We start from the raw sequence: 25,742 nt of genomic DNA on the forward strand, positions 1-25,742 counted from the left end.
ATGAGTCAAAACGATCCGCAGTGGGGTGGTGGTCGCAAGGACGGCCCGCCCGATCTGGACGAAATCATCCGTAACTTCACCAACAAGCTGGCCCGTTTCTTTGGGGGCGGTAACCGGCCTCCTTCCCAGCCGGGTGGGCGCAGTGGCATTCCTGGTGGTAGCACCGGCGTAGTGGCCATTGTCGGCATTGTGGCTGTGCTGTGGCTGGCCTCCGGTTTTTACGTGGTTGATGAGCGTGAGAATGCGCTGATCCTGCGTTTTGGCCGCTATGTCGAAACCGTCAACAAGTCAGGTCTGAAGTGGCATTACCCATGGCCGATCGAGACGCGTGAACTGATCAATGTCACTGAGATCCGCAGTCTGGAAGTGGGTGGACGCGGCGACAACGGCAGTGATGAGTCGATCATGCTGACGGGCGACCAGAACATCCTGCAGGTGCAACTTGAAGTGCAATACACGCTCAAGTCCGCGCAAGACTTTGCTTTCAGCAACCGGTTTGTTGATCGCGACGGCAAGGATATGGTCAAGCAGGCTGCAGAAACAGCAATTCGTGAAGTGGTCGGCCAGAACAAGGTGGATTACGTGCTGAATGAAGGCCGCGGCAAGATTGCGGAAGACACACGTGACCTGATCCAGAATCTGCTGGACCGCTATGGCACCGGGATTACTGTGGCCCGGGTGAACATCTCCGACGTGCAACCACCGGAACAAGTGCAAACCGCGTTTGCTGATGCCGTGAAGGCGCGGCAGGATCGGGCCCGTCTGATCAACGAAGGTACAGCGTATGCCAATGACGTGGTACCCAAGGCCAGTGGTACGGCGGCACGCTTGATGGAAGAGGCTCAGGGTTATCGGCAGCGCGTGGTATCGCAGGCAGAAGGCGATGCGTCCCGCTTCAAACAGGTGGCCACCGAGTACGCCAAAGCGCCGCAGGTCACACGTGAACGGATGTATCTGGACGCCATGCAGCAAATGTTCCAGAACACCACCAAAATTCTGGTGGATCAGAAGAGCAACGGCAGCCTGTTGTACCTGCCGCTGGATAAGCTGATTCAGTCGACCAATCCCGCTCCGTCTGCGGATGTGGCCAAGCCGGCTGTATCGGCTGATACCACGGCAGACGCTTCTCCGGCCGCAACGCCGGCCGTCACGGCGTCAGACCGTGGCGGGCGTGACGGACGTTAACAGGGAGAGGTCATGAATCGAATTATTCCGACCCTCGCGGTCATTCTTGTCGTACTTTTTGTGTTGAGCCTGGCGCTCTTCACGGTGGACCAGCGTCAGTACGCTGTTGTGTTCCAGTTCTCGGAATTCAAGCGCGTGCTCAAGGAGCCCGGCATTTTCTTCAAAGTGCCGCTGTTGCAAGACGTGCGTTACTTTGATCGCCGCATTCAGAGTATTGATGAAGCTGAACCTGCACGTATTCAGACCATCGAGAAGATGAACGTCAAGGTTGATAGCTATATCAAGTGGCAAATCGTTGACGTTGAGCGTTACTACCGCGCGGTAGGGCTGGACGAAAGCAAGGCCCGCGACCGTCTGCGCAATACGGTTAACAACATGTTGCGTGACGAATTCGGCAAGCGCACGGTACAGGATGTGATCTCTGGCCAGCGTGACGCCGTGATGGCACGCGTACAGCAGGTTGCCGATGCGGACGCGGCTCGTATTGGGGTGCGCGTGGTGGATGTCCGGATCAAACGTGTCGAACTGGAAGACAGCACGCTGAACTCGGTGTACGAACGCATGCAGTCTGAGCGTAAGGCCGTGGCCAATCAGTTGCGTGCCGAAGGTGCGGCGGCAGCCGAGCAGATCAAGGCGGATGCAGATCGCCAGCGCGAAGTGCTGCTGGCCGACGCCTACAGCAAGGCGCAAGCGCTCAAGGGCGAAGGGGATGCCAAGGCCGCGGCTATTTATGCGGATGCCTACGGCAAGAATCCTGAGTTCTATTCGTTCTACCGCAGTCTCGAAGCCTACAAACAAAGCTTCAGCAAAAAGTCTGACATGATGGTGGTTGACCCGAGTTCTGATTTCTTCAAGTACATGAAAAATCCGGGCGTGGGTGCTACTGGCAAAGCAGGCAAATAAGTGACACCGACCCTCTGGCAGGCGCTAGCAATGGTGCTGGTTCTGGAGGGTCTGATGCCGTTTGCGTTTCCGGGAACATGGCGCAAAACCGTGACCTGGATCGCGCAAATGCATGATTTGCAAGTCCGCTTGTTTGGACTGTTGCTGCTTTTGGGCGCTGCCCTTGTGGCGGTTCTTGCCCGCTAACAGCGGCATTCATGAGATAATACGATACGAAAATCACGGCCCCGGTGCGTTCAGCGCGCCAGGGCCTTGATTTGTCTGGATTTTCTGTTAAGCGGATTTTTGAGAATCTGCAACACTCCTGGTTTGAAAATGCGTAACTGGATTCTGCCGGAATACATTTCCGATGTGCTGCCCCGCGAGGCTCGCCAGATTGAGGCGATGCGCCGTGGTTTGCTCGATCTTTTTTCCCGCTACGGCTACGAGCTGGTCATGCCGCCGCTGGTCGAATATGTTGAATCCTTGTTCCTGCATGATGATCCTGCACTGGATCTGAAGACATTCAAGCTGGTCGACGAAATGACCGGCCGGCAAATGGGGCTGCGTGCCGATATCACGCCGCAGGTTGCGCGAATTGACGCACATATCCTCAATCGTCAGGGCGTGGCACGCCTGTGCTATTCCGGCTCTGTGGTCAGCACGCGTCCGGACGGCATTCTATCCACGCGTGAGCCACGTCAGATTGGTGCCGAAATCTATGGCTGTGCTGATGTTGCTGCTGATGTGGAAGTCATTGAACTGATGTTTGAGAGCCTTGCGTTCGGCGGGCTCAAAACGGCACGTCTGGACGTGGGGCACATTGGTTTGTTCCATGCGCTGGCGGATGCGGCAGGCCTGAAGGGCGATCTGCGCGACCAGACTTTCCATGCACTCCAGCAAAAAGACTTGCCAACGTTGCGCGAGTTGTCAGTAGCGCTGGATCCAGCGCTTGCCGCTGGACTGCAAGCATTGCCCACGCTGTACGGTGGCTACGATGTATTGGCACGTGCGCGCGCCGCGTTGCCGGCGCTGCCGGGCGTGACCGCAGCCTTGAACGCGCTGGAAACGCTGTTTGCTGCACTCAAGGCACGAGGTATTGCAGTGCGCTTTGATCTGGCCGAGGTGCGCAGCAGTGACTACCACACAGGCCTGGTGTTCGCCGCTTACGCTGATGGTTTTGCTAACGCAGTCGCGCGTGGCGGCCGCTATGACAGCGTGGGCGAGCGTTTTGGTCGTTCGCGCCCGGCCACCGGGTTCAGTCTGGATATGCGTGAACTGAGCCGGTTACCGTTCCCGGAGCAAGGTGCCGCCATTCTGGCGCCAGCTGGTGACGATGCTGAACTGATTGCTGCCGTGCGCCGTCTGCGCGACGCCGGTGAAACCGTGATTGTTGATCTGGGCGTCAAGCCCGAAGAAGTCGCCGTCAACCGCCGTCTGGTGCTTAAGGGCGGCCAGTGGCAGGTTGATCCGCTTGTCTGATACGCGGGCTTTTCGCCAGGGAGTCTGCTAAAAAGCGGGCTGCCTGAATGTAAATGATTGTTCTATCTGGTTAAATCGAGGTTCTGAATGAGCAGAAACGTAGTCGTGGTCGGTACCCAATGGGGTGACGAGGGCAAGGGCAAGATCGTCGACTGGCTGACCGATCACGCCCAGGGCGTTGTCCGCTTCCAGGGTGGCCACAATGCGGGCCATACGCTGGTAGTAGGCGGCAAAAAGACGGTGTTGCGTCTGATTCCGTCCGGCATTCTGCATCCGGGCAAGGATTGCTTCATTGGCAATGGCGTTGTGATTTCCCCCGAAGCCTTGCTCAAGGAAATCGACGAACTGGACGCTGCCGGTATCGACGTCGCCAGCCGTCTGCGCATTTCCGAAGCCTGCCCGTTGATCCTGCCGTATCACGTTGCACTGGATCAGGCGCGTGAAGCCGCCAAGGGTGAAGCCAAGATTGGGACCACTGGTCGTGGTATTGGCCCGGCCTATGAAGACAAAGTCGCCCGTCGCGCCATTCGCGTGCAGGACTTGTTTCATCCGGAACGTTTTGCCGCCAAACTCAAGGAAAACCTGGAGTACTACAACTTCCTGTTGACCCAGTACTTCAAGGCTCCCGCGCTGGATTTCCAGACCGTATATGACCAGACTCTGGCATTTGTCGAACGCATTCGACCGATGGTGTCCGACGTCTCCCGTACGCTGTACGATCTGAACAAAGAAGGCAAATCGCTGCTGTTCGAAGGCGCGCAAGGCACTTTGCTGGATGTGGACCACGGCACTTATCCGTACGTGACTTCCTCCAACTGTGTGGCCGGTGCAGCTGCCCCGGGCGCTGGCGTGGCGCCACAGATGCTGCATTATGTGCTGGGCATCGTGAAGGCTTATACCACCCGCGTGGGTTCCGGCCCTTTCCCGACTGAACTCTTTGACGAAGTCGGTGCCGGTCTGGCCAAGCGTGGTAACGAGTTCGGTTCCGTGACAGGCCGCCCGCGTCGTTGCGGCTGGTTTGATGCGGCTGCACTCAAGCGTTCCATCCAGATCAACGGTGTGTCGGGTCTGTGTGTGACCAAGCTGGATGTCATGGATGGCATCGAAACCATCAATCTGTGTACCGGTTACAAGATTGACGGTAAGGTCGTCGATATCCTGCCCATTGGTGCAGAAGAAATTGCCCGTTGCGAACCGGTGTACGAAGAAATGCCGGGCTGGAGCGAGTCCACCTTCGGGATCAAGCGTTTCGAAGACCTGCCGGCCAACGCCCGCGCTTACCTCAAGCGTGTGGAAGAAGTGTGCGAAGCTCCGGTCGATATCATCTCGACCGGTCCGGATCGCGAAGAAACCATCGTGATGCGTCACCCGTTCGGCGCTTGATCGGCCGAAGCCTCAAAAAAAGCCCCGCAATGCGGGGCTTTTTCTTTCTGCCTGACACGGGCAACGAGGTCTTCAATCAGATGGTTTCAGCTGCGCAGTTGTGCCAGCAATGCCTCGCACTGCGCCCGCGCCCGTTGAAAGTCCAGCTGGTTAATGGCATCGCTGATTTTTGCGCCCTGATCAGGATAGGCTGCGTTCAAGCCGGCTTTGAGCTGATCAAACACACGCATCGCCTCCATATTGGCAGACGCCAGCAATTGCGACAGGGTTTCAAGATCGCTGGCCAGAGCTGAGTCCGGGGCGGCACCAGCGTTTGAATTCTCGCCATTGGCTTCCTGCAGGATCGCCTGCAAGGCTTTGACGTTGCCGCAGGTTTCTTCCAGCGCCGCATTGATCTGCGCCAGCTTTTCTCCCAGCATTTTGTCATCCAGCCCCTCACGCACGTCACCTTCCACCTGACGAACCTGCAAGGCCAGATCCGTTGCGCCGACCGTCCCGGCCGTGCCCTTCAAGGTGTGCAGAAGACGTGCCAATGCATCCTGTGGGCTTCCCGGCCACCACTGCGCCAGTTGTTCACTCATTTGTACGCTGGTGCTCAAAAAGCTCCCCAGCGCCCATTCAAACAAGGGCAGATCGCCACCCAGTCGCGCCAGCGCCGCGGCGATATCCAGTCCACGCTCTCCGGCCAGTTTGAGGGCCGCAGGTGGAATCACACCGCCCGTGCGGACTTGGGCCGGTGGCGGCTGGAGCGCGGGCTCAGCGCTTGTGTGCCGTGTGAACTGGCGAATCACTGCAACCAGCTGGTTCAGATCAAACGGTTTGCCGACATGATCATTCATGCCCGCATCCAGGCATGCCTGGCGGTCACTGGCCATGGCATTGGCGGTCATCGCGATAATGGGCAATTCGCGCAGACCCAGCTTGTGGCGAATTTCACGCGTCGCGGTATAGCCATCCATGTCTGGCATCTGGATGTCCATCAGCACGGCATCGTATTGTGGCTGCGCGTTTTGTATTGCGGTCACACCCTCAATGCCACCACCTGCGACATCCACCTGCGCGCCTTCGTTCTTCAGCAACTCTCTCGCTACTTGCTGGTTGGTCGGGTTGTCTTCTACCAACAACAGACGTAAACCGGTCAAGCGTGGGCCCGCGCCGGACTTGCGCGTCGGGATATTGGCCGGGTTCTGGTTGGCCCGCGCGTCAGCCACGGCATCAAACAGGGTGGAGATGGTAATGGGCTTGACCAGAAAACCATCCAGCAGCGCTTGTTCGCTGGCCAGTCGTTGCGCCAGCATCTCACGGCCGTGGGCGGTGACCATGACGATCAGCGGGCTGGTGCCCGGTGGTGCGATGGCGCGGATGCGCTCTGCGGTTTGCCAGCCATCCATTTCCGGCATGGCCCAATCCACAAAGATCACATCGTAACTGCGGCCACGCTCAATACTTTGCTTGAGCAGGTCGAGTGCTTCGAGGCCGGATGCAGCCAGATCCGCACGCCAACCCAGTGAGTCGACCATGCGCGAGATCACCTCACGCGCACTGGCATTGTCATCAATCACAAGGGCACGTACCCCGCGCAGGTTGGCCAGTGCGGGCAGGCTGTCTTCCAGCGAGACTTCCTCTCCAGTCGCCTTCAGCGTGATTTCGAAATGGAAATCGCTGCCTTTGCCCGCGGTGCTCTCCACGGCCAGTTGTCCGCCCATCAAACGGACCAGACGCTGGCTAATCGCCAAGCCCAGTCCGGTGCCACCAAAACGACGGGTTGTTGAGACTTCTGCCTGAGAGAAACCCTCAAAAATGTGAGTGAGTTGGTCCGGGGTCATGCCAATACCCGTGTCACGCACAGAGAAATCAAGCGTGAGCAGATCATCACGCCGGCGTTTGAGGCGCGCTGACAGGACAACTTCGCCGTGCTCTGTGAACTTGATGGCATTGCCGGAGAGGTTGATCAACACTTGTTGCAGTCGCAAGGCATCGCCAATGACCAGTTCCGGGATGGCAGGATCGATATCAAACAGGATCTCGATGTTTTTCTTGCCCACGCTCGCGGACAAAATGACCCCGATATCCTTCAGCAACTTGTCCAGCATGAATGGATGCGGGTCCAGTTCCAGCTTGCCTGCTTCTACCTTGGAAAAATCGAGAATATCGTTCAGCAAACCCAACAATGCCTTGGCCGAGGATTCGGCTTTCTCGGTGTAATCATGCTGGCGGCTGGTCAGTTCAGTCTGTTGCAGCAGTTGCAGCATGCCCAGGATGGCATTCATCGGCGTGCGGATTTCATGGCTCATGTTGGCAAGGAAGTCCGACTTGGCACGTGTGGCTGACTCGGCACTCTCTTTGGCCTGGCGCAGCACGGCTTCATCACGTTTGTGCAGGGTCAGATCCATCGCAATACCGAGGAAACCAAACACCTGGCCATCAGAGTCACGCAAACTACTCACCGTCAGCAGCACCGGGACACGGCTGCCATCTTTACGAACGTAGTTCCACTCGTTGGCGTCTGGCTTGCCCAGGCGGGATTTAGCCGCGAAGGCCTCAAAGCCCGGCTCGACCAGATAACCCAGTTCATCGGTCAGTTCCCGTGCGCGGCGTTCAACCTCAAGCGTATCGTGCAGGACGCCTGGCGTTTGCAAGTCAATCATTTCATCGGCCCGGTAACCCAGCAAACGCTCGGCTGCAGGGTTGAACAGCTTGATGACGCCGTCTGAGTCTGTGGCGATAATCGAATAGCCAGCGCTTTCCAGAATGGCGGCCTGCAAGGCAGAAAATGCCTGGATTTGCGCGGTACGGTCCTGGACTTGTTGTTCCAGCGTGGCATTGAGTTTGAGGATTTGCGCCTCAGCCTCTTTTTGTTGACTGATATCGCGCACGATTTTGGCGGCACCGTCAATTTGCCCGTTCGCACCGCGAATGGGGGATACGGTGACCGACACGGCGACGGTACTGCCATCTTTGCGTTTGCGCACGGTTTCAAAGTGGGGCACGATTTCGCCCTGGCCCACACGCTGCAGAATGTCGGCTTCTTCGCTGCTCCGGTCTTCCGGAATCACCAGTTCGCGAATGGTGTGGCCCACGGCCTCTGCGGCACTGTAACCAAACATGCGCTCGGCAGCGGGGTTCCACGTCACGACCACGCCTTCCAGTGTCTTGCTGACAATGGCATCGTTGGATCCTTCCACAATCGCAGCCAGCCGCGCCTGGTCAACCATTGCTTTAAGGCGGCGCTCCACGTTGATCGAATACAAGTAGATCACGCCCGCCAGCAACATGGCGCAGGCCAGCACAATCAATGCCGGCTCCAGTGGGGACAACAAATTAAGGTCATCCACAAATTTGGGCAACGCGGCAATTTGCGCGTGCCACACCTGGCCATAGCGATGAATGTCTGCCTCGTAGACGAAGCCTGCTTCCGGCTTGTGATCGCTCAGCGGCGATGCGAAAAAGGTGGTGTTCTTGTCATCGCTGTCTAGCGAAGACAACTTGACTGTGATCTCGCCATCGCGGTAATCGAAGTGTTTCATTACTTCGCTGACCACCAAAGGCGTATACACCCAACCCAGGGTGGCATCTTCCCGATCCGCCGGATTTGCGGGCAGGGCGCCTTCCCGGTAAACCGGCATCACCAGTAAAAATCCCAGGTTGGGTTCGCCCTTGGGCAAAGTGAGCCCGATGGGCCGGGTCAGCGTGGCTTGCCCGGTGGCGATGGATTCTTGCAATGCCCTCAAGCGGCTGGGTTCGGAGGCCAGATCAAGCCCGACCACCCGGTTGGCCACCACCTGCGGCACAAAATATTCCACTACATATTTGTCGCCCTGATGAGGTTGCATCTGAAAGATATGAAAATCCGGCTGGCCGTTGGCGCGATGGTTGATAACAAAAATAGATTCCTGATCGGCTTTGACCCTGCGTACAAAACCGTAGCCTCGTGATCCGGGGAATTCGGTATCCAGATCCAGTGAGTTGCCATATTGCGCAAAGCGGGCCTCGGCCTGGTCTTCGCCCATTGCGCCATATACCGCACCGCGCGCACCGCGTAATCCATATTCGTAAATACGCAGTTGGGTATTGATCTGCTCCACTGCGCGTTTTGAGCGCGACAAAAACCGCTGATGTGCAGCAGCGTCATTTTCTGATTGCTGATGATGAGCGAGCAGGGCAGACAACACGAGGCCCAGCGCAATAATGATTGCGGGCATCCACCGTGGGCTATTGATTTGCAAACGCTTTCACTCCTGATTGAGCCTATCCTGGTGAAGCTGACAGGAGCGGTGATGTGCCCTGTTAGACCACCATGAAAGCGACTCGGTGAAAATTCTGTACTTCCCTGTAATCGGTGCTATCCAGTAATTAATAAGAAGTCACCAGCAAAAAAATTGCATTAGTAAGTGACTGTATAGCAAAGCAATAACCGGACTGCCGCACTGGAGAGAAAACTTACGTGTTTGCTGTCGAAGAACAGTGGCCCCGACCAACCATCCTGATCGTTGACGACGCAATCGAGAATATCAAGCTGATAAGTCATGCACTGTATGGCATGGCTGATCTGCTGTTCGCTACCAATGGCCCGGACGCATTGCGTATCGCCGATTCCAGTCGCCCTGACCTGGTTCTTCTTGATATCGAAATGCCGGGAATGGATGGGTATGAAGTTTGTAATGCGTTGAAGGCCAACCCATACACCAGCGAGTGCGCGGTGATTTTCATCACGGCGCATGAGGGCACGTCTTACGAAACGCAATCGCTCGCCGCGGGTGGTATCGACTTTCTGACCAAGCCGATTAATGTCCCCATTTGCCGGCTGCGCGTCCAGAATCAACTCACCCTCAAGCGCCAGAAAGACGAATTGGCGCAAACCCGCCGCGATCTGGCTGATCTTGTCCACCATTTGCCTTCCTTTGTGGCGTTCTGGGGCGCGGATACCGTTAATCGTTATTGCAATGATCAGCTGGGACACTGGTTCGGGATTTCCGCTGCCCGCATGCTGGGCATGTCGCTGGATGGCGTGCTCAATGAAGAGACCATGACGCAGCTGCGGCCGCATTGGACCGGCGCGATGGAGGGTCGCACGATCTCGGTGGAAATGACCTTGTTTCCATCGTCAGCCCGGCGCCGCATTGCGCAAACCACGCTGGTGCCCAACTGGCAAATGGGGGTGGTGGCTGGCGTGTTGATGGTGCTGACAGACATCACTGACCGGATTACAGCCGAGCGCGCGTTGTGGGAAGAAAAGGAGCGCATGCGCATTACCCTCAACTCCATTGGTGATGCGGTGATCGCCACTGACCAGCAAGGGTTGGTGACCTTCATGAACCCGATTGCCGAGGAAATGACGGGTTGGCATTCGTCCGACGCGATCAGCAAGCCGATCGACAACGTGATGGAGCTGCGTGACGCCAACAACGGCCACGTGCTGCGCAATCCAATCTATCTGGCGCTCAAAGAAGAGCGCATTGTCGGCATGGCGCTCAATTGCAACCTTGTGGCGCTCAGTGGCCAGCAATCGGCCGTGGAGGACTCCGCCGCGCCGATCCGCAACCAGTCCGGTGAGATCTCTGGCGCCATCATTGTGTTTCGGGATGCCAGCGAAGCGCGGGCCATGGCTATCAAAATGAGCTATCTGGCCAGTCACGATCCACTGACTGGTTTGCCTAACCGGCTGCTATTGCAAGACCGGATTTCTCACGGCTTGCAGGTAGCACGCTGGAGTCAGACTCACGTTGCCATGCTGTTGCTGGATCTGGACTACTTCAAGTTCGTTAACGACTCGATTGGCTATACCGCTGGCGACGATCTGTTGCGGCAGGTGGCGCACAGGCTTGAAAACGAACTCTCCGCTACCGGCACCATCGGCCGGCTTGGTGGGGACGAATTTGTGGTTTTGTTGCCTGAATTACGCTCTATTACCGAGGCCGATGAGGTCGCCACCAAGCTGTTGGCTGCCATGAGCGAGCCATTTGAGCTGGATGGCAACCGGTTTGATCTGTCAATCAGCGTGGGGATCAGCCTGTTTCCGGATGACAGCTCTGATGAAGAAACGCTGATGCGTCATGCAGACGTGGCCATGCACCGTGCCAAGCAGGACGGGCGCAATCGCTACCGTTTTTTCTCCACCGAACTGGAAGACCTGGTGCTCAGCCGGCATTTGCTGGAGCGCCACTTGCGCGAAGCGTTACAGGAGAACCGGTTTGAAGTGTTCTACCAGAGCAAGGTCAATGCGCGTGAAGGGCGGGTCATCGGCGCTGAGGCTCTGGTGCGGATGTACAGCACCGAGGGCGAGTTGCTTTCACCGGGGCGGTTTATACCGCTGGCGGAAGAAACCGGCTTGATCGTGCCGCTAGGCAAAATGGTGCTGGAAATTGCCTGTAGACAGGCTGCGGCCTGGCATGAGCAAGGGCACGCGCTGAAAATGTCGGTCAACATTGCGGCCGCCCAGTTTGCTGCCGGTAATTTTCCGGAGGTGGTGGCTGAGGTGCTGGATCACACGGGCCTGAACCCGGACATGCTGGAGCTTGAAATCACCGAGGGTACGCTGATGAGCGAGGCTGACGTCGCCCGTGAGACCTTGATTGAATTGAAGGCGCTCGGTGTCCATGTATCGCTCGATGATTTCGGCACGGGGTATTCCAGCCTGGCTTATCTGAAGCGCTTTCCGCTGGATACGCTCAAGATTGATCAATCCTTCGTGCGCGATATGCTCAACGACAAGAGCGATATGGCGATTATCCAGACCATCATTGCGCTAGGGCAGACCCTGGGTATGGAACTGGTTGCGGAGGGGGTTGAACTGCGTGAACAGGCCGAGATTCTGGCCAGTATGGGTTGCCACATCATGCAGGGCTATCTGTACGACAAGCCCAAGCCCGCCACGGAGTGGAGTTTCATTGAACCGACGGGTGTAGCGCGATCTATTTCTGGCAATTAGCCGCGGTTTCTGGTGATCTTTTCATGTTGTTGTCATGAATATGTGCCGTTTGTCAGCGCCCCCTTTTTGTGACTGGATTGAGAATTGTTCTTGTTAGATAATGAGAACAGTTATCAGTAACGAGGTTGGGCATCGATGTACGTCTGTATCTGTAACGCAGTCACCGAAAAAGACATCCACAAGGCCGTCGAACAAGGTATGCGCACGTTTACGCAAGTGCAGATGGCAACGGGCGCGGGCACATGCTGCGGTCAGTGTACTGGTTGCGCCAAAGACACGATGCTTGATGCAATCGAAGCAGAAGCCATCCGTGGCTGGGAAGAAATGGATGCCATGGCGGCCTGATCGCCACACTGAAACGCACAGATTTCAAAAGAAACGGCCGGGTTTGTCCCGGCCGTTTCTTTTGTGTCACGTTTAACAACACAGCAAACTGCGAAGCTGATCAGCTAGGGCTGCCGCTACCCATCTGCGATTGCAGATAGTTGTGCGTGCCCACGGTGCCCAGCAAGAACAATTGCTGTTCAAGCCAGTGCGCGTGATCGACTTCGGTGTCATCAAGCAAACTCACCAGCATTTCGCGCGTTACGTAGTCTTGCTCGCGCTCGCACAGAGCGATGGTGTCCTTCAATGCCTTGGCGACTTCGTACTCGGTGTCGAGGTCGTTCTTGAGCATGGAAGGTACATCGGTACCGATGCGCAGGCGCGTCCGCGCGGCGACATTGGGCATGCCTTCCAGAAACAGAATGCGTTCCATCAGCCGGGTGGCGTGGCCGATCTCGTCCTGGCGTTCATGGTCAATGCGCTCGAACAGGCGGTGATAGCCCCAGTTCTTGTACATCTGGCTGTGCAGGAAATACTGATCGATGGACGTCAGTTCTGCGGCCAGCAGATGATTGAGTGCATCGATAACATTGGTCTTGCCTTGCATGGTGCCTCCGCTCAATCGCCAATCTGCGATTGCAGGTAGTTGGCCAGACCCACTTCGGGAATCAAGCCCAGCTGGGTTTCCACCCAGTCCACGTACTCTTCTTCTTCTTCCAGCAGTTCTGTCAGCATGTCGCGGCTGACGTAATCCTGGGCCTGCTCGGCGTTTTCAATGGCTCCGCGCAGGGTGGTCAGATAACCCGTGGTCAGCTTGAGGTCACAGGACAGCATCTCCTGCGGGTTCTCACCGATCATCAGTTTGCCCAGTTGCTGCAGATTGGGCAGGCCTTCCAGAAACAAAATACGTTCGATCAGTTCATCGGCACGCTTCATGGCGTGGATCGACTCGTGATACACATGGTCGTTGAGCCGCTTGTAGCCCCAGTTTTTGTACATGCGCGCATGCAGGAAATACTGGTTGATGGCGGTCAGTTCATTGGTGAGCACAGTGTTCAGCGCTTTCACCACATCAGGATTACCCTGCATGATGCTTTCCTCTTGTTGTCGGGCTGACCGTATATTCTAGAACAGCGCCATGGGGATCACTGCGATAATTCATCCGTTTCCTGCCGCCAGCAGATCGTGTTAGGCTGCGCGCCGACGCCAAAAAGGTATAGATCACCATGAGTCAACCCACGATTTCCCCGGATTTGATCGCCCTCGCTCACGAACTGGCGGATATTTCCGGTCAGACCATCCGCAGCTACTACCGCCAGGATGTCTCCATTGTCTCCAAAGCGGATGACAGCCCGGTCACTGTGGCTGACCGCGAAGCCGAACGCGTCATGCGTGAGCGGATTCGTGCCGTACGCCCCAATGACGGCATCATTGGCGAAGAGCATGGTGAAGAAAACACGGACGCCGAATGGGTCTGGGTGCTTGATCCCATTGATGGTACCAAGTCGTTTACGGTAGGCCGGCCGCTGTTTGTCACGTTGATTGGTCTGTTGCACTTTGGCAAACCGGTGCTGGGTGTCATCAACCAGCCCATCGTGAATGACCGCTGGATTGGTGGCGTCGGTGTACCTAGTACGCTCAATGGCAAAGTCATCGAGACGAGCAAGATCAGCGATCTGGGCGAAGCAAAAATAGGCACCACCGGGCCGGAGCACCTTGAGACTTGCGCTGACGTATTCAAAGATCTGGTTAAAACATGCCGTTATCCGGTCTACGGTGGTGATGGCTATTTGTATGGTCAAGTCGCGGCGGGTTGGCTTGATCTGGTGGTAGAAGAGGGCCTGAAGTTGCACGACTATGCCGCCCTGGCGCCGGTGATCATCGGTGCGGGCGGGGCAATGACAGACTGGCAGGGCGAGCCGCTGCGTCTGGGGAGTGCAGGGCGCGTGCTGGCTGCAGGCAATGCAGCGCTGCATGCACAAGTGCTCCCCGCTTTGCGCAGCTTGCCGGTATAATCACTGCATCGCAAAAAAACAAACACGGTGTTTTGCATCCATGGCTCAAGATATTAACTACGTTTCTGAATTCACCCAGTTCATGCGCGGCTACCTGTCCGAGCACAAGGACGTGGCTACGGGCCAGGTCGAAGGCCGTTCCCTGCTGTGGGACAAAGCCCCGATCAATCTGGATGAAAAAGCGCGCAACGACGCTTCGCGTGTGGCGCAAAAGTCTTATCCGTATCAGGCTGACTGATCGCCAGATCACCAGTGTACGTTCATGAAAAAAGGCCGGTTTCCCGGCCTTTTTTCATGTCTGTTGCAGGCGTTGAGCCGCTGGGCAAGTACGCAGCCACCCAGGCTGCGAGCGTGGTAAGATTCGGCCCTTCCAAATTCATGCCCAGTCTGATTGATCCAGGAGTTTGTCATGCGTATCGGAACACCGCTTTCTACCTCTGCCACCCGTGTCATGCTGCTTGGCTGCGGCGAACTGGGCAAAGAAGTCATCATTGCCCTGCAACGCCTCGGGGTTGAAGTCATTGGTGTCGACCGTTACCCGGACGCACCGGGCATGCAGGTTGCGCATCGTAGCCACGTCATTAACATGGCTGACCCGAAGGCGCTGCGTGCGCTGGTCGAGCAAGAGCGCCCGCACCTGATCGTGCCGGAGATCGAAGCCATTGCGACGGAAGAGCTGCTGCGCATTGAAGCCGATGGTCTGGCCGAAGTGATCCCGACCGCGCGTGCGACCAATCTGACCATGAACCGCGAAGGCATTCGTCGCCTGGCTGCGGAAGAACTGGGCCTGCCGACCTCTCCATATCGTTTTGCATCTTCGCTCGAAGAAATGCAGGCCGCGATTGCCGAGATCGGTTATCCGTGCCTGGTCAAGCCGGTGATGTCGTCCTCTGGCAAGGGTCAATCTTTCCTGCGTTCCGAAGCAGACGTCGTGCCAGCCTGGGAATACGCCGCCAGCGGCAGCCGTGTGAATCAAGGCAAAGTCATCGTCGAAGGCTTTATTGATTTTGAGTACGAAATCACCCAACTGACCGTCCGCGCTGTGGGTCAATCCGGCGAAGTGGAAACTTTCTTCTGCGATCCGATCGGTCACGTGCAAGTGAAGGGCGACTATGTGGAAAGCTGGCAACCGCAACGCATGAGCCCGCTGGCGCTGGAGCGTTCGCGAGACATCGCCAAAAAGATCACCAGCAACCTGGGTGGTCGTGGTTTGTTCGGCGTCGAGTTGTTTGTGAAGGGTGATGAAGTCTGGTTCTCTGAAGTGAGCCCACGCCCCCACGATACCGGCCTTGTGACACTGACCAGCCAACGCTTCTCAGAGTTTGAACTGCACGCCCGCGCCATCCTGAAGCTGCCGGTCGATGTATCCCTGCGTGAGCCGGGTGCCAGCGCCGTGGTGTATGGCGGCATGGAAGAAAAGGGCATTGCCTTTGAAGGCGTTGAAAAGGCGCTGGCCGTGCCTCGTGCGGATGTTCGCCTCTTCGGCAAGCCAGAAGCATTTGAGCGCCGCCGCATGGGTGTGGCTGTCGCCGCAGGTGACGACACTGATCAAGCCCGCGAACGTGCCAAGCTGGCCGCCAGCCTCGTCAAACCGGTCAAAGGTTGAGTGTGGAAGACGTCAAGCAACTCACCCCGTACGAGATGCTGGGCGGCGAAACGCCGTTGCGGCATTTGGTAGACCGTTTTTACGACATTATGGATACCGATCCGCGTGTGGTGCCATTACGGAAAATGCACGGACCGGATCTGACCCCTATCAGACAGAAACTGTTTGAGTTTCTGTCGGGCTGGCTGGGTGGGCCGTCGCTCTTTATCGAGAAGTACGGTCATCCGATGTTGCGTGCGCGGCATATGCCGTTTGCGGTGGATGAGGATGCTCGCGATCAGTGGTTGCTGTGCATGTATACGGCGATGGATGAGTTGTCGATGGAGCAGGCATTGCGGGATCACCTGGAAGATGCGTTTTTTCGCACAGCGGATTTTATGCGCAATCGGTAATCCAGTTGTCGCTGTACAAAAAAGCCCCGAAGTGATCGGGGCTTTTTTGTTTTGGCAAGGCGGCGAGCACGTGCACTGAGGTCCGAGTCAGTCAAACTCCACCTTCATACCCAGACTGCCGCCAGGCCTCAAATACGGTCACTGCCACGGCATTGGATAAATTCAGGCTCCGGTTCTGCGGAAACATCGGCAGGCGAATGCGGTTTTCCGGCGCGAATTTTTCCAGAATCTCAGGTGGCAAGCCGCGCGTTTCCGGGCCAAATACAAATACATCGCCAGGTTGATAGACCACCGTCTGAAACAGTGAGCTCCCCTTGGTCGTCATGGCAAACACACGGGCGTCAGCGGGCAGGGCAGCGATCAGTGCATCCCAGCCTTCATGCACCTGCATTTCGGCAAATTCATGGTAGTCCAGCCCGGCGCGGCGCATGCGGGCGTCATCAAGTTCAAAGCCCATGGGCTTGACCAGGTGCAAGGTGCAGCCGGTGTTGGCGGCAAGACGAATGACATTGCCGGTGTTCGGCGGGATTTCAGGCTGGAAGAGGACGATATGAAACATGTTCTGCTTGTTTTGTAATGAGTGAAAACGCGGCATGTGCACAGCAAATCCGGTCAGAATGCCGGCTTCGATGATTGTGCGATGCCATGGCGTGAAGGTTGCTGCTAGAATCACCGGCTGACAAAGTTTCAACCGGATTGCTGCATGAATACCGCCACGCTGCTGATCAGTTGCCCAGACCGCAAAGGTCTGTCGGCTGCCATCGCCAACTTTCTGTACACCTATAACGCCAACATTGTTCATTCCGATCAGCACCAGGACGTGACTGACGATTTGTTCCTGATGCGGGTGGAATGGGATCTGACGGATTTTACGCTGGATATGGCGGCTTTTGCGCCTGCTTTTCAGCCCATTGCAGATCGGTTCAATATGCAATGGAAGGTCGCGTTGACCACACGCCGTCCGCGCATGGCGATTTTTGTCTCGAAGTATGACCACTGTCTCGTGGATTTGCTGCATCGCCATCAAAGCGGTGAGCTTGGTTGCGACATTCCGCTGGTCATCTCCAATCACGAAGATTGCCGCGCAATTACCGAATTCTACGGTGTGCCGTACCATGTCATTCCGGTGACCAAAGACAACAAGGTCGAAGCCGAAGAAGCCCAGCGCAAACTGCTGGAAGACAACGGTGTTGATCTGATCGTGCTGGCTCGCTACATGCAGGTGTTGTCGCATGACTTCACCGCACGCTACCCGCAACGCGTGATCAACATCCATCATAGTTTCTTGCCCGCCTTTGATGGCGCCAAGCCGTACCACCGCGCCTTTGCCCGTGGCGTGAAGCTGATCGGCGCCACTAGCCATTACGTGACTGAAATTCTGGATGATGGCCCGATCATCGAGCAAGACGTGATCCGCATTTCGCATCGTGATGACGTGGAAGAGCTGGTTCGCAAAGGCCGTGATCTTGAAAAAGTTGTGCTGTCGCGCGCCGTCAAATGGCACCTGGAAAACCGTGTGCTGGTGTTTGCCAACAAAACCGTGATCTTCGCCTGAGCCTGACGCCAAGTGCTTGCACGTTTTCTACGGGACGCGCTCGATATTTGCCTGATGCGCGTCAAATCGCTCGAAGAATATAGCTACGCTGCCTGGTTGCCGGCAGTGTGGCTGTGTCTCATCGGCATGGCCGATGCTGCGTCGAGCACCGACCTGGACGCCAGTGCAGGCGCACGCTTGCTGTTCTTTATGGCGTTGAACTGGCTGGAAACCGTGCTGCTGGCCGTGTGGTTAATGCTTTGGTATCGCATTACCGAACGCAAGCCGCTCGAAGGGAGTTTGTTTCCACTGATGGTGCTGTGTTCTACGCCAGAACTGGTTGCGCCAGCACTCGCGCAATTGCCTGTTGGCCTCGGCAATCTGCTGCAATTTGTATTGATGGCCTATGGCATGGCTGTTTCCGTACGCGCACTGATGATTGCCACACGCCAGAAACTTGCCAGTGCCATCATCGCTGTTTTGTCCTTTTTGCCCGTGGCACTTTTGCTGGTGTCCGGGGCAACCGCTGTCGCTAGCCAGATGGGCTGGATTCACGACGAACCCCCAACCAGTGCACCAACCGCCGAGGAGATCGGGTTGTGACCGCTTTTCGCTACGTAGCGACCAGTCAGGACGGCGCCAATAAACGCGGCATGATTGAAGCCGATACCCAGCGCCATGCTCGTAGCATGCTGCGCGAGCAGGGTTTATGGGTGAGTGAACTGGGCGAAATCAGTACGGCTCGCGGTAAAGCCGGTCGCCGCAAGGGCCTGGGAGGGCAACGTCTGGCGGTATGGACTCGTCAGCTCGCCACACTGCTGGATGCCAGCCTGACGGTTGAACAAGCGTTGGCCGTGCTGATCGAACAAAGCGAAGATGAGCATGAAAAACAATTAGCTGGTGCGCTGCGCAGCGAAATCCTGGCCGGCGCCTCGCTTTCCCAGGCGCTTTCACGGCAGGGCAAGGCTTTTCCGGAGCTTTATCGCACGATTGTTGCCGCGGGTGAGGAATCAGGCCGGGCGGCAACGGTCATGCAACGACTGGCCGATTACCTCGAAGCGCGCGCTGCGCTGGCGTCCAAAGTGGCGTTGGCATTTGTGTATCCGGCAGTGGTCATGGCCGTATCCATCATTGTGGTGGTCGGTCTGCTGACTTGGGTGGTGCCACAAATGGTGACGGTCTTTCAAAGTGCCAAAACTGAACTGCCATTTTTGACTCGCGCCATGCTGTGGGCTTCTGCGGCTGTGCGGGGCTGGGGATGGCTGATTTTGCTGGTGCTGATTGGTTTGGGCGTCGGCGGCTGGCAGGCGCTCAAGCAAGAATCAGTGCGTCGGCGTTTTGATGCGTGGCGCTTGCGTGTGCCCTTGTTTGGCCGTTTTGAGCGTGCTGGAAATACGGCACGGCTGGCCTCGACGCTGGCCATTCTGGTCGGAAGCGGGGTGCCGCTACTCAAGGCACTGCAAGCTGCAGTCGGGGTGATCAACAATCTGCCGCTCAGAGAAGCCGTGGAAGAAGCCGCCCGCCAGGTGCGCGAAGGGGTGCCGTTGTCACGTGCGCTGGCCCAAAGCAGTTTGTTTCCGCCGGTGCTGATCCATTTGATCGGCAGTGGTGAGGCCACCGGGCGCCTGGAATACATGCTGGATAAAGCTGCTGCGCAGCAGAGTCTGGAGCTGGAAAACCGGGTCGCCACCTTTACCAGTTTGCTGGGGCCGATCATGGTGCTGGCCATGGGTATTGTTGTGTTGTTGATTGTGCTGGCGATTTTGCTTCCTGTTTTTGAAATGAACCAATTGGTCAAATGAGGATTTCCATGTTTGCAGCAGCATCCCGGCGTGCCGCCGGCGCCGCCCAGCGCGGTTTTACCCTGATTGAAATTCTGGTGGTGATTACCATTCTGGCCATTCTGGGTGCTTTGATTGTGCCCAAAATCATGGATCGCCCCAACGATGCGCGCGTGGTGGCTGCCAAGCAGGACATCCGTTCGGTCATTCAGGCACTCAAGCTCTACAAGCTGGATAACGGCCGTTATCCAACGACTGAACAAGGTCTCAAAGCACTCGTTGAGAAACCCTCCGCAACCCCGGCGCCAACCAACTGGAAAACAGGTGGGTATCTGGAAAAACTGCCGAAAGATCCGTGGGGCAATGATTACGTTTACCTCAACCCGGGTTTGCACGGCGAAATCGACGTGATGAGCTATGGCGCTGATGGCCAGTCAGGCGGTGAAGGCTACGATGCCGACATTGGCTCCTGGCAACAATAACTGACAGCTGCTGCGGTTTCCTGAATGTCTGCTCCCCGGCGTCTTACGCGCGGCTTCACGCTGATCGAAATTCTGGTCACGCTGGCGCTGATTGGCATCATTCTTGGCCTGGCGGTGATCAAGCTGGGCCAGTCTGATGGCCAGATTGCCGAACGTGAGGCTAACCGGCTTGCCGCCGTGCTGGAGGATGCGCGCGACGAAGCCATTGCCGGTGGCCGTACAGTCGGCTGGTCGACCGATGGGCATGGCTACCAGTTCTGGGTCCAGGACGATCAGAACAACTGGCAGGCTATTCCCAATCATGAGGTGCTCAAGCCTTATGAGCTGCCAGGTGATTTGCGCATTACGCGGCAGACCGCCAACTTGCGAGAGTTGCGTCTGGGCGAGCGCATCGTGTTTGAGGCCTCGGGCGTCAATCAGCCGTTCACCGTTGAACTGGAAGTGGGTAGCAACCAATGGTTGCTGGAAGGCGATGTCATGGGGCGGGTAAATGCGCACAAGGTCGAGCCGAATGCTTGAGCGCCAGCGCGGCTTTACGCTGATTGAAGTGATGGTTGCGCTGGCGGTTGTCGCCATCGCTCTTGTTGCGGCACTCAAGGCCACCAGTTTTGCTACTGATTCTGCAATGGATTTTCGTACCCGGATGCTTGCGGGCTGGGTGGCAGAAAACCGGCTGGCCGAGCTCACGGCGCGTCGTGACTTCCCGGAGACCGGGCAATCAAGCGGTGCGGAAGACCAGGCGGGCGAGACATTTACCTGGCGTATCAACGTTGGCCCATCCCCCAACCGTTCTTTCCGGCGGCTGGAAATCACGGTCTATGAACAGAATGATCCGCAGCATGCCGCTGCGACGCTGGTGAGCTACCTTGCGCGCGTTCAATAACCCGACCACCCAACGCCAGTCCGGTTTCACGCTGATCGAAATCCTGATCGCGCTGGCCATTTTTGCGGTGATGTCGCTGATCGCCTTTCGCGGCTTGTCGACCATGGTTGATACCAAAATCAGGCTGGATGCAGAAACCACCCACTGGCGTGATATGACGCTGGTGCTGGGCCGCTTTGATGATGATGTAACTCAGGTGTTGAGCCGCAGTTGGCGCGATAGTGGTGGTGTGACTCAGCCGCCCGTAGAGGGAAACGCCCAGCCAGATAATCCGGACTGGCCGCTTCTGCAACTGGTGCGCGCCAACCGGGATCAGGAGCCTATTCATGTAGGCTATCGGCTTAAGGATGGCCGGCTGGAAATGATGCAGTGGGATAGCCTGGATCAAGCACCAAGAACAGTGCCGCAAATTCATGTCATGTTTGATCACGTGGAGCGGTTTGAAGTCTCGTTCATGGATAGCGCCACAAACTGGCAAAGCAAATGGCCGGTGGCAGGCAGCGCTGATGTCTTGCCACGCGCGGTGCGCATTGTCATCCAACAAACCGGGCAGGGCCCGGTTACCCGGATTTTCGCCCTGCCATGAGACAACCCCGTGTGACTTCTGCCGCGCGCCAACGTGGCATCGCGATCCTTACTGCCGTAGGTCTGGCTGCATTGGTGGCGGCATTGGCTTCGTGGATTGCCTGGCGGCAAGGACTTTGGTTTCGTCAGTTGGAAAACCAGATGGATCAGGCCGAAGCCATGGGGGTGGTTCGTGCCTCGATCAACCTGGGGCGGCTGACGCTCAAGGATGACTACCGGCTCAATCAAGTCGACCATATGCTGGAGCCATGGAATATTCCCATTCCGTCCATTCCAGTCGAAAACGGACGTGCCGGCGGCCGCGTCGTGGAGCAGAACGGGTTTTTCAATCTGAACAACCTGGTGAGCGATACCGGGCAGGCCAATGAAGTGGAAATCACGGCTTGCAAGAAGCTGTTTGCCTCTTTGTCCGTCTCGCCAGACCTCGTTAATGCGCTGGTCGACTGGGAAGATGCAGATTCGGATACCCGCAGTCCTGGTGGCGCTGAGGACAATGAATATCTGCAAGCCACGCCGCCGTATCGTGCTGCCAATCAACGCCTGGTTGATCTTGGGTCTTTGAGTCGGGTGCGTGGTTTCACTCCCGATGTGATCAACGTATTGCGCCCGTTTGTTACCGTATTGCCGATCCAGACTGCGGTAAACGTCAATTTTGCCAGTGCGGAAGTGTTGGCTGCCGTTGTGCCTGGGCTGACGGTGACGCAGGCTCAGGGCGTCGTTGCCAAGCGGGCAGGTTCGTACTTTGCCAACACCACAGATTTCATCAATGCGTTGCCAGATGTGGCCAAACCCACCGTGGTCTCGGCGGATTTGTCTGTGCAAAGTACGTACTTTATCAATGAGATTGACGCCCATTTCGGGCGGGTGAGCTTGCGCTATGCGGCCCTGCTGGAACGCAAGTCTACAGATATTCCGCGGATTGTCTGGTTGCGCCGGGAGTAAAACCTGCAGGGCTAAAGGCTCTTTGCAGGTCAGGCAGAGAGGCGTCGCTGTTCTTTGGGTAATTCCACATGAACGATCAGGCCGTGGGGCTTGGCATCGAGCAGGCTGACCGAACCACCATGGCGTTCAGCAATTTCCTTGACGATAGCCATACCAAGGCCGCAGCCATTGCCGGTTTGCTCCCGCCGGTAAAAGCGCTCAAACACGCGTGGTTTGTCATCATCGGGAATACCTGAACCGCTGTCTTCTACTTCCACGACGTAGCGAGTGTCATCTTCAGTCAGGCGCACGGTGATATTGCCTCCGCGCGGGATGTACTTGATGGCGTTCTCGACCAGATTGACAAAAAGCTCGCGCAGAAGCGCGGAGTTGCCTTCGATGACCGCTTCGTTGAGCGCGGTGTCGCAGCCCAGATCCATCCCTGCGGCCAGAGCCCTGGGAACAGATTCGGCAGTCAGATCGCGGATCAATCGTGCCAGATCAACCTTTACGCGCGGCATGCCACTTTGCGTGCCGGGTTCTGACCGCGCCAGCGTTAAGAGCTGATTGACGAGGTGAATGCTGCGGGTGGCGCTGGTGTGCACCATGTGCAGCCGGGCGCGTAACTGTTCTGGTTCGGTTTCACGCATGGCCAGTTCAGTCTGGGACTTAAGGCCCGCCAACGGCGTGCGTAACTGGTGGGCTGCATCCGCAATAAAACGGCGTTGGCGGGCGACGCTTTCATGAGTGGTCGATAAAAGCTGCGTCAAGGCCTTGGCCAGTGCATGCAGTTCTTGCGGTGCGTGACTGAGTTCGAACGGCGCCTGATCCTGAGGTGAGCGCTTTTCTACAAGGCGCTGCAAACCATTGAGTGGACGCAGGCCGCGGTTGATACCCAGCCAGACCAGGAAGCTCATCACTACCAGCAATCCACCTAACGGCAAGGCGATGGTCAGCATAATCTGGCGTGACAAATGATTGCGGCTGGCCAGACTCTTGGCGGCTTCGATGTGAATCCAGCCCGCTTTGTCGAGCGGGTAATAAATCGAAACCATGCGCACGGGCGAGGGCAGCTGCATCAGATTGCTGAATACAGGCTCGTTACCGGGTTTTTGTTTGATGTCTGCGGCAGCGGGGAAACTGAAATTGCCGAGGATTTTCTGGCCGTCGGAACCAGAAACAGCATAAAGCAACTGGTCGTCCGGTGACGTATCCAGCAACAGGTGCGTCGCTTCGGGAAAGCGGGCAATGGCCTTGCCGCCTTCTACATGAACTTGTCTGGCCAGAGAGTTGGCCAGTTGTAGAAGGCTGTTGTCGATCACTTCATTGGCAAAGTGACTGGCAACCTGGAAACTAAGTAACGCCCCAGCCAGCCACAGGACTAGCTGGGGTATCAAAAGCCAGAGTAGAAGCTGGCGTTTGAGCGAATACTTAGCCTGCATCGAACGCCGAGTGGGGCTGCTGTTTTTCCAGCAAATAACCCAGACCGCGGATGGTCCGGATCACAACACCACACGGCTCGAGCTTCTTGCGCAGACGGTGTACGTACACTTCAATCGCGTTCAGGCCAACTTCAGCGTTGTCCGAACCCAGTTCGGAAACGATCTGTTCCTTGGTGACCACGCGATCGATGTTCGACATCAGGATTTCCAGCACGGTCAGTTCACGTGCAGAGAGATCCAGCGGAGTGTCATTACACCAGGCACGCTGACCGGCACGATCAAGACGCAAATTGCCCAGTTGCTGCACGGACTGCGGCAAGATCTGGCTGCGACGCAAGAGTGCGCGCAGGCGCGCTTCCAGTTCAGCAAACTCAAACGGCTTGGCCAGGTAATCATCCGCACCGGCATCCAGACCCGCAACGCGATCTTCCAGACCATCCAGCGCCGTAAGAATCAAAATGGGCAGGGAAGGCTTGTGCTGACGAATGTTTCGCAACACGGTCAGACCATCCATGTTCGGCAGGCCGATATCCAGCACGACTACATCGTAATCATTGTGAAGAAGAATCTGCAGCGCCAGAGAGCCGTCGTTGACACAGTCGACCTGGAAGTCAGCCTGCGACAAACTGGTTTTCAGAGCATCCGCAAGGATGAGATCGTCTTCGGCGAGAAAGAGCCGAGTGCTCATGAGGGGATTCCTTCCGGTTGTAAGATTAAGCTTACCGTTGAGTGTAACTGGAATTGGCTAATTGCCCAAGAATTATTTTGCATTATTGTTTCGCGCCAAGTTTTTGAGCGCGTAGATTGGCTATTTTCGCGGCTTCCAGCGGGGGCTCCCCGGTTTGACCTGTCGTCGGCCAGTTTGTAAGTTGAATGGCTACAAAGTCAGCTAAAGCAGATATCCAGCCGGAATTATCATTAAGGCAAGGAATGTGGTTGAGTGTCTTGCCGCCTGCGGCGAGGAAGGTCTGCTTGCCTTCCATGGCGATCTCTTCCAGCGTTTCCAGGCAATCAGCGACAAAACCCGGGCAAAACACGTCGACTGTTTTTACGCCACCCCGCGCAAGCTGGGTCAGAGCGACGCTGGTGTAAGGCTCCAGCCAGCGGGTACGGCCAAATCGTGACTGAAAGGCGACGGTGTATTCGCTTTCTTCCAGCTGCAGTGCCGCCGCCAGAAGGCGTGCGGTTTTCTGGCAATGACAGTAATACGGGTCGCCCTGGTCAAGCGTATAGCGCGGCAGGCCATGAAAACTCATCACCAGGTGCTCACCCCGGCCATTTTCTTCCCAGCTTTTGCGGATACGGGCCGCCAGTGCGGTGATATATCCGGGATAGTCATGCCAGGACTTCACCAGCCGTAATTCCGGTGCGTTGCGATAACATGCCATGTGGGCAAATACAGCGTCATAAGCGCTGGCGGTGGTGCTGGCGGCATATTGCGGATACATGGGCATGACCAGAATCCGGTCGCACCCGGCCGCCTTGAGTTCATCCATGGCGCTAGCGATCGATGGATTTCCATAGCGCATGCCCAGCGCGACTGCAGGTGCCGGCGCGCCATAACGCGCTGCACGTTCGCCCAGCAAACCTTTGAGCAATTTGGCTTGCTTGATGCTCCACATCAGCAGCGGGGAACCTTCCCGCGTCCAGATGAGCGCGTATTTGGCAGCAGATTTGGCCGGGCGCGTAGTCAGAACAAACAGATTAAGAATGATCAGCCAGATCAACCGCGGAATTTCTACCACGCGCGGATCAGACAAGAATTGGCGAAGATAACGGCGTACCGCAGCGGGTGTCGCAGCGTCGGGTGTACCCAGGTTGATCAAGAGGATGCCGGTTCTGGCAATGCTGCCATGACGGTATTCTGGCTCTTTGGCAAAGCGAGGCATGCACGGAGTCCCTGGTTGGCGTTGGCGG

At 56.8% G+C, this 25,742-nt stretch carries 26 protein-coding genes; 19 read left to right on the top strand and 7 right to left on the bottom strand.

All coding sequences use genetic code 11. The features are described 5' to 3' along the window. From hflK to IEX44_RS16865, 5 genes are all read left to right on the top strand, one after another. Positions 1 to 1,185, top strand: a complete 1,185-nt coding sequence (gene hflK, locus IEX44_RS16845) for an FtsH protease activity modulator HflK (protein WP_188696661.1) — start codon at positions 1 to 3, stop codon at positions 1,183 to 1,185. A gap of 12 nt (positions 1,186 to 1,197) precedes the next feature. Continuing rightward, entirely contained in the window at positions 1,198 to 2,088 is an 891-nt protein-coding gene (gene hflC / locus IEX44_RS16850) for a protease modulator HflC (protein WP_188696664.1), read from the top strand. Then, entirely contained in the window at positions 2,089 to 2,274 is a 186-nt protein-coding gene (locus IEX44_RS16855; RefSeq protein ID WP_229679246.1) for a DUF2065 domain-containing protein, read from the top strand. A 129-nt stretch (positions 2,275 to 2,403) separates the two neighbouring features. Beyond that, positions 2,404 to 3,549 carry an ATP phosphoribosyltransferase regulatory subunit gene (locus IEX44_RS16860; protein WP_188696667.1) on the top strand — a complete coding sequence of 382 codons (1,146 nt, stop codon included), beginning with the start codon at positions 2,404 to 2,406 and terminating at the stop codon, positions 3,547 to 3,549. A gap of 87 nt (positions 3,550 to 3,636) precedes the next feature. Then, entirely contained in the window at positions 3,637 to 4,932 is a 1,296-nt protein-coding gene (locus IEX44_RS16865; RefSeq protein ID WP_188696669.1) for an adenylosuccinate synthase, read from the top strand. Between the two features lie 86 nt (positions 4,933 to 5,018). Here the strand turns inward: IEX44_RS16865 and IEX44_RS16870 are convergent, their stop codons facing one another. After that, on the bottom strand, positions 5,019 to 9,134 hold the full coding sequence (locus tag IEX44_RS16870) for a PAS domain S-box protein (protein ID WP_229679247.1): 4,116 nt from the start codon (positions 9,132 to 9,134) through the stop codon (positions 5,019 to 5,021). A 242-nt stretch (positions 9,135 to 9,376) separates the two neighbouring features. Between IEX44_RS16870 and IEX44_RS16875 the strand changes: the two genes are divergently transcribed. Continuing rightward, complete coding sequence (locus tag IEX44_RS16875) at positions 9,377 to 11,860, top strand: two-component system response regulator (RefSeq protein ID WP_229679248.1); 2,484 nt, start codon at positions 9,377 to 9,379, stop codon at positions 11,858 to 11,860. A 135-nt stretch (positions 11,861 to 11,995) separates the two neighbouring features. Further along, a complete protein-coding gene (locus tag IEX44_RS16880) occupies positions 11,996 to 12,205 on the top strand; it encodes a (2Fe-2S)-binding protein (protein ID WP_188696675.1) in 210 nt (69 codons plus the stop codon). A 100-nt stretch (positions 12,206 to 12,305) separates the two neighbouring features. Here the strand turns inward: IEX44_RS16880 and bfr (IEX44_RS16885) are convergent, their stop codons facing one another. Next, entirely contained in the window at positions 12,306 to 12,791 is a 486-nt protein-coding gene (bfr, locus tag IEX44_RS16885) for a bacterioferritin (protein ID WP_188696678.1), read from the bottom strand. An 11-nt stretch (positions 12,792 to 12,802) separates the two neighbouring features. Beyond that, positions 12,803 to 13,273: a bacterioferritin gene (bfr, locus tag IEX44_RS16890; protein WP_188696682.1), complete on the bottom strand. Its 471-nt coding sequence runs from the start codon at positions 13,271 to 13,273 to the stop codon at positions 12,803 to 12,805. 137 nt (positions 13,274 to 13,410) lie between these two features. Between bfr (IEX44_RS16890) and IEX44_RS16895 the strand changes: the two genes are divergently transcribed. The 4 genes from IEX44_RS16895 (at position 13,411) to IEX44_RS16910 (ending at position 16,197) form a co-directional block, all read left to right on the top strand. Then, positions 13,411 to 14,199 carry an inositol monophosphatase family protein gene (locus IEX44_RS16895; protein WP_188696686.1) on the top strand — a complete coding sequence of 263 codons (789 nt, stop codon included), beginning with the start codon at positions 13,411 to 13,413 and terminating at the stop codon, positions 14,197 to 14,199. 40 nt (positions 14,200 to 14,239) lie between these two features. Then, positions 14,240 to 14,437, top strand: a complete 198-nt coding sequence (locus IEX44_RS16900) for a DUF3460 family protein (RefSeq protein WP_188696689.1) — start codon at positions 14,240 to 14,242, stop codon at positions 14,435 to 14,437. A gap of 171 nt (positions 14,438 to 14,608) precedes the next feature. After that, a complete protein-coding gene (gene purT / locus IEX44_RS16905; protein ID WP_188696692.1) occupies positions 14,609 to 15,805 on the top strand; it encodes a formate-dependent phosphoribosylglycinamide formyltransferase in 1,197 nt (398 codons plus the stop codon). A 2-nt stretch (positions 15,806 to 15,807) separates the two neighbouring features. Continuing rightward, positions 15,808 to 16,197 carry a group II truncated hemoglobin gene (locus IEX44_RS16910; RefSeq protein WP_229679249.1) on the top strand — a complete coding sequence of 130 codons (390 nt, stop codon included), beginning with the start codon at positions 15,808 to 15,810 and terminating at the stop codon, positions 16,195 to 16,197. Positions 16,198 to 16,288: 91 nt separating this feature from the next. Here the strand turns inward: IEX44_RS16910 and trmL are convergent, their stop codons facing one another. Then, on the bottom strand, positions 16,289 to 16,756 hold the full coding sequence (trmL, locus tag IEX44_RS16915) for a tRNA (uridine(34)/cytosine(34)/5-carboxymethylaminomethyluridine(34)-2'-O)-methyltransferase TrmL (protein WP_188696694.1): 468 nt from the start codon (positions 16,754 to 16,756) through the stop codon (positions 16,289 to 16,291). A 144-nt stretch (positions 16,757 to 16,900) separates the two neighbouring features. Here trmL and purU point away from each other — a divergent pair, with 144 nt between their 5' ends. Genes purU through gspK form a run of 8 tightly spaced genes read left to right on the top strand, consistent with a single transcriptional unit; the run spans position 16,901 to position 22,404 of the window. Continuing rightward, positions 16,901 to 17,752, top strand: a complete 852-nt coding sequence (purU, locus tag IEX44_RS16920) for a formyltetrahydrofolate deformylase (RefSeq protein WP_188696698.1) — start codon at positions 16,901 to 16,903, stop codon at positions 17,750 to 17,752. A 12-nt stretch (positions 17,753 to 17,764) separates the two neighbouring features. Continuing rightward, complete coding sequence (locus IEX44_RS16925; RefSeq protein ID WP_188696701.1) at positions 17,765 to 18,334, top strand: hypothetical protein; 570 nt, start codon at positions 17,765 to 17,767, stop codon at positions 18,332 to 18,334. Next, positions 18,331 to 19,533 carry a type II secretion system inner membrane protein GspF gene (gene gspF / locus IEX44_RS16930; RefSeq protein ID WP_188696704.1) on the top strand — a complete coding sequence of 401 codons (1,203 nt, stop codon included), beginning with the start codon at positions 18,331 to 18,333 and terminating at the stop codon, positions 19,531 to 19,533. The genes IEX44_RS16925 and gspF overlap by 4 nt, the downstream gene beginning before the upstream one ends. An 8-nt stretch (positions 19,534 to 19,541) precedes the next feature. After that, on the top strand, positions 19,542 to 19,994 hold the full coding sequence (gspG, locus tag IEX44_RS16935; protein WP_188696709.1) for a type II secretion system major pseudopilin GspG: 453 nt from the start codon (positions 19,542 to 19,544) through the stop codon (positions 19,992 to 19,994). Positions 19,995 to 20,018: 24 nt separating this feature from the next. After that, a complete protein-coding gene (gspH, locus tag IEX44_RS16940; protein ID WP_188696712.1) occupies positions 20,019 to 20,513 on the top strand; it encodes a type II secretion system minor pseudopilin GspH in 495 nt (164 codons plus the stop codon). After that, positions 20,506 to 20,877 carry a type II secretion system minor pseudopilin GspI gene (gene gspI / locus IEX44_RS16945; RefSeq protein ID WP_188696715.1) on the top strand — a complete coding sequence of 124 codons (372 nt, stop codon included), beginning with the start codon at positions 20,506 to 20,508 and terminating at the stop codon, positions 20,875 to 20,877. The genes gspH and gspI overlap by 8 nt, the downstream gene beginning before the upstream one ends. Next, positions 20,861 to 21,463, top strand: a complete 603-nt coding sequence (gene gspJ, locus IEX44_RS16950) for a type II secretion system minor pseudopilin GspJ (protein ID WP_188696718.1) — start codon at positions 20,861 to 20,863, stop codon at positions 21,461 to 21,463. The genes gspI and gspJ overlap by 17 nt, the downstream gene beginning before the upstream one ends. Then, positions 21,460 to 22,404, top strand: a complete 945-nt coding sequence (gene gspK, locus IEX44_RS16955; RefSeq protein WP_188696720.1) for a type II secretion system minor pseudopilin GspK — start codon at positions 21,460 to 21,462, stop codon at positions 22,402 to 22,404. The genes gspJ and gspK overlap by 4 nt, the downstream gene beginning before the upstream one ends. A 29-nt stretch (positions 22,405 to 22,433) precedes the next feature. Here the strand turns inward: gspK and IEX44_RS16960 are convergent, their stop codons facing one another. From IEX44_RS16960 to hemH, 3 genes are all read right to left on the bottom strand, one after another. Continuing rightward, complete coding sequence (locus IEX44_RS16960; protein WP_188696722.1) at positions 22,434 to 23,825, bottom strand: sensor histidine kinase; 1,392 nt, start codon at positions 23,823 to 23,825, stop codon at positions 22,434 to 22,436. Next, entirely contained in the window at positions 23,815 to 24,513 is a 699-nt protein-coding gene (locus tag IEX44_RS16965) for a response regulator transcription factor (RefSeq protein WP_188696724.1), read from the bottom strand. Before IEX44_RS16965 ends, IEX44_RS16960 begins: the two co-directional genes overlap by 11 nt. Positions 24,514 to 24,595: 82 nt before the next feature. Continuing rightward, positions 24,596 to 25,714, bottom strand: a complete 1,119-nt coding sequence (hemH, locus tag IEX44_RS16970; protein WP_188696727.1) for a ferrochelatase — start codon at positions 25,712 to 25,714, stop codon at positions 24,596 to 24,598. Positions 25,715 to 25,742 lie beyond the last annotated feature (28 nt).

The sequence above is a fragment of the Silvimonas amylolytica genome, from assembly GCF_014645555.1.
Taxonomy (GTDB): domain Bacteria; phylum Pseudomonadota; class Gammaproteobacteria; order Burkholderiales; family Chitinibacteraceae; genus Silvimonas; species Silvimonas amylolytica.